General features: G+C 72.3%; 6 protein-coding genes and 1 pseudogene. 2 read left to right on the plus strand and 5 right to left on the minus strand.

What is annotated here, in order from left to right:
• Positions 1–260, minus strand: a 260-nt coding sequence (locus C5F48_RS22430) for a PHP domain-containing protein (protein WP_146170712.1), incomplete at its 3' end; no start/stop codon positions are given.
• Positions 257–1,018: a DinB/UmuC family translesion DNA polymerase gene (locus tag C5F48_RS26400; protein WP_308812777.1), complete on the minus strand. Its 762-nt coding sequence runs from the start codon at positions 1,016–1,018 to the stop codon at positions 257–259. The genes C5F48_RS22430 and C5F48_RS26400, both read right to left, overlap by 4 nt.
• A gap of 143 nt (positions 1,019–1,161) precedes the next feature.
• Between C5F48_RS26400 and C5F48_RS26405 the strand changes: the two genes are divergently transcribed.
• Positions 1,162–1,461, plus strand: coding sequence for a hypothetical protein (locus C5F48_RS26405; protein ID WP_308812778.1), 300 nt, complete (start codon positions 1,162–1,164; stop codon positions 1,459–1,461).
• Here C5F48_RS26405 and C5F48_RS26410 read toward each other — a convergent pair.
• Positions 1,353–1,733, minus strand: a pseudogene (locus C5F48_RS26410) (Y-family DNA polymerase); the annotation flags it as partial. The gene C5F48_RS26405 and the pseudogene C5F48_RS26410 sit on opposite strands and share 109 nt — an antisense overlap.
• A gap of 258 nt (positions 1,734–1,991) precedes the next feature.
• Here C5F48_RS26410 and C5F48_RS25395 point away from each other — a divergent pair.
• Positions 1,992–2,450, plus strand: coding sequence for a hypothetical protein (locus C5F48_RS25395; RefSeq protein ID WP_170139732.1), 459 nt, complete (start codon positions 1,992–1,994; stop codon positions 2,448–2,450).
• Positions 2,451–2,553: 103 nt separating this feature from the next.
• On the opposite strand, the gene C5F48_RS25400 is transcribed toward C5F48_RS25395, so the two are convergent.
• Together C5F48_RS25400 and C5F48_RS22450 are read right to left on the minus strand one after the other, a co-directional pair.
• Positions 2,554–3,141, minus strand: a complete 588-nt coding sequence (locus C5F48_RS25400; protein ID WP_170139731.1) for an ImuA family protein — start codon at positions 3,139–3,141, stop codon at positions 2,554–2,556.
• A partial coding sequence (locus tag C5F48_RS22450) for an SOS response-associated peptidase family protein (protein ID WP_107665952.1) occupies positions 3,131–3,618 on the minus strand: 488 nt, incomplete at its 5' end. The genes C5F48_RS22450 and C5F48_RS25400, both read right to left, overlap by 11 nt.

Raw genomic sequence — 3,618 nt, forward strand, 5'->3', positions numbered from 1 at the left:
CCCTCGCTCCGCATCCGGTCCAGCTCCTTCAGCGCCGAGAAGGCCCGCACCACGCCGGCCACCGAGTTGCGGTCGGTGATGGCGATCGCCGCCAGCCCCAGCTCGGCCGCCCGGGTCACCAGCTCCTCCGGATGCGAGGCCCCGGTGAGGAAGGTGAAGTTCGAGGTGACGCAGAGCTCGGCATAGGCCTCCGCCTGGAGCCAGCGATCGGCGGGCCGGGCAGCTGCGCTGTCCTCAGTGGGGTGGGCGGCCCGGCTCACGCGAACTCCCCTTGGGCGAACCAGCCCTGCTCCCCGGCCTGCGGCGTGAGGAACAGCCAGAGCCGGGGGCCCTCGCGGGTCTCGATGCGCCAGTAGTCGCGCAGGCCGGAGCGCCAGGCGGGATCGTCGAGCCACCATTCCGGCGCGATCCGCTCCGGCCCGGTGGCGCGCAGCGTGGTGAAGCGCATGCGCCGCCAGCGGAAGCTCGCCGGCGGCACGCCGGCCGAGGCCGAGACCGGCTCGGGCGGGAAGATCGTGATCGGCCGCTGCGGCCCGCCCATCGCCGGCATCGGCTCCGCCACGCTGTAGGCGGCGGGGGACATCAGGAAGCTGCGCTCCGGGATCAGGCTCTGCGCCGGCAGGAGCCGGAGCACCCGCTCGAAGCCGATGCGGTTGCCGAGCGAGGAGAGCAGATCCGCCAGCGCATCCTCCTGCCGCAGCGCAACTTCACCGCCCAGCTGTTCCGGCGCCAGCGCCTCGGTCAGCGGCGCGCTGAGCCGCAGCGCGTCGATGCCGAAGCCCGAGTCGATCTCCGCCACGCCTCGGGCGAAGAGCGCGGCGATCCGCGCCGGGTCGCGCATCGGCCGGGCGAGGCCGATCTCCACTTCGGTCATGCCGCGGTCGACCCGGCGCAGCTCCAGCCGCAGCCGCCGCGCGCCGCGGCGGTGCAGGGCGAGCTTGGCGCAGAGCCGCTCCAGCAGCCGCTCGAGCCCGGCCATCACGTCGGACTGCAGGCCGATCGGGTCGGGCAGCGTCATTCGCACCCCGAAATGCGGGGCTTCCGGTTCCGGGGCCACCGGCTCGGCCTGCGCCGAGCGCCTGGTCGAGCCGGAGCCCCAGCGTCGCGCCGAAGCGCCGGGCAAGCGGCGCGCGGGGCAGGGGGATCAGGTCGGCGATCCGGGTGAGCCCGACCTGGGCCAGCGCCGCCGTGGTCGCATGGTCGAGCCGCAGCGCCGAGACCGGCAGCGGGCCGATGCCCTCGGCGAGCCGGCCGTCCGGCACGATGCCGCCGCCGTGCCGGGCCAGCGCATGGGCCGCGCCGCGGCTGCCGGCGATGGCGCTGACCGAGGCGAGGCCGGCGCGCTCCAACCGGGCCTGCAGATCCTCGCGCAGATCCTCCTCGCCGCCGAAGAGATGCGGCACGCCGGAAATGTCGGCCATCAGCCCGTCCGCGCCGTCGCCGGCCACCATCGGCGCATAGCGCCCGGCCCAGCGGCGCAACCCCGCCAGCGCCGCCGCCTCGCGCGCCAGATCGGCGGGGCGGGTGGCGAGATCGGGGCAGATCGCCCTGGCGTCGGCGAGGGACATGCCGCGACCGAGGCCGCGGGCCGAGGCGGCGGGGTTCAGGCAATGCACATGATCGGACGCGCCCGAGCGCAGGGTCAGGGCGAAGGGCCCCTCAACGGGCCGCGCCCGCAGGCTGGCGTCGCTCGCCAGCCGCGGAAACCATATGGAAAGCAGCCGTCGCGCCATGCCAGTCCAGAATCCAGCCCCCTGTTGTTCCCTGTTTGTTCTTGTTAAGCGCCCGGTAAGCCGGAGTCGAGTCCGGAGCCGGGGCAGGGCAGCGGCAGCCCGCGTCCGGCGGCGAGGCCCGGCAGCCCTTGGGCGCGCGCAATGTCTTGGATTTCATCTATTTTCGCCTCGGTGTTTTCCTCTCTCTTCAGACGAGCCTGTCAGACTTTCTCCGAAGGCGGGGTTACGCGACCTTGGTCATCTGGATGGGGTCTTAAGATGAGCTACTTTCGGTCAATCTTTCTCGGCGCAGTGTTCTGCGCCTCTCCGTCCTGGTCGGAGCCGGATCGGCTATCCCTGCTGATCGGGTCGGCGCATATCGACGCCAGCCGCGATTACCAGCAAATCAATCCGGGCGTCTTCGCGACCTGGGAAGACCGCGCGGCGGGGCTGGATTATTCGCTGGGCATCTATCGCAACAGCTATGATGGGGTATCCGTTGCCGGAACGGCGGCGCTGCCGCTGTTCGAGGTCGCATCGGCCGAGGTCAGCCTGCTCGCCGGCGCGGCGCTCTATCCCGGAGAGGGCAGGAGCTTCCGCTTCCACATCGGTGACGTAGCAGCCTTCGTCGGTCTGCAGATCCGGCGCGACCCGGTCTTTCTCCAGGTCATCCCGGGCGGCGGCAGCGATCCGGCCGCCATCATCAGCTTCGGCATCACCCTGCCGATCGGCCAATAGCTTCGCAGATCGGGAAGACACAGGTCTCGGCCGGGCCGCAGCTTCGTCGAGACTTCTCTGGTGATCGGACGCGCCCGAGCGCAGGGTCAGGGCGAAGCGCCCCTCAACGGGCCGCGTCTGCAGGCTCGCATCGCTCGCGAGCCGCGGTAACCATATGGAAAGCAGCCGTCGCGCCAGGCCAATCCAGGATCCAGCTCCCTGTTGTTCCCTTTTTGTTCTTGTTGAGCGACCAGCGGTGCAGAGTCGTATCCCGCCGCTCGCCGGCCTCCGGTTCACACTGCCAGCGGGTCTCGGTGGCCGGGCTGCCGGCGCCCTGCCGGATCAGCAGCAGCCCCGTGGTCCGCCCGGTCTCGGCGGCGAGCTGCAGCCGGCGGCCGACGGTCAGGCTCAGCGGCTTCTCCGGCTCGGCGATGACCAGGCCGATCGGCGCGGCGCGCAGCGTCTCCTCGAGGCACCAGAGGAGGTCGGTCTCGCCGGCGGGGCGCAGCAGGTGCAGCCGCTCGCCGACGCCGCGGGGCAGGCCGCGCAGCATCGGGATCTCGGGCGCGTGCCGCGGCTGGATCCAGACCAGCGGGCCTTGGTGCCGCACCGCCTGGAACAGCGCGAAGGCGCGCCGGCCGCGGCCCTCTGCCTCGTGCACCCGCCGGCCGGTGAGGGCGAAGGGGTCAGCGGGGGCGGGGTCAAACCGCATCTTCGCGCAGCCCCTCGGCGACGATGCGCAGCCGGCCGTCGGCCAGCGGCCGCTGCAGCCGTAAGGCCTCCTCGGCTGGCGCGGTCAGCCAGAGCCGCCACTCCTCCGGCTCGGTCAGGATTACCGGCATCGCCTTGGGATGCACCGGCCCCACCTCGCGGTTCGGTTCGCAGGTGAGGAAGCCGAAGAGTTCGGCCGTGACCTCGCCCTCCTTCAGCTTGCGCACCGAGGTCCATTCGGTGCGGATCCCGGCGAAACAGGCCAGCGGCCGGTCCTCGCCCAGGGCGAACCACACCGGGTGGTTCCGCGGCGCGCCTGGGCGGGCGTCGAGCTCGGAGAAGCTGGTGAAGGGCACGAGGCAGCGGTGCGCCGGCCCGAGCCAACGCCGCCAGTGCGGCGAGCCGACGTTGCGGATGTTGGTCACCCCGGGGTCGGTGCGCCTGCCCTCGAGGAAGCGCTGCGGCGTCGGCATCCCCC

The organism is Cereibacter changlensis JA139 (assembly GCF_003034985.1).
Classification (GTDB): domain Bacteria; phylum Pseudomonadota; class Alphaproteobacteria; order Rhodobacterales; family Rhodobacteraceae; genus Cereibacter; species Cereibacter changlensis.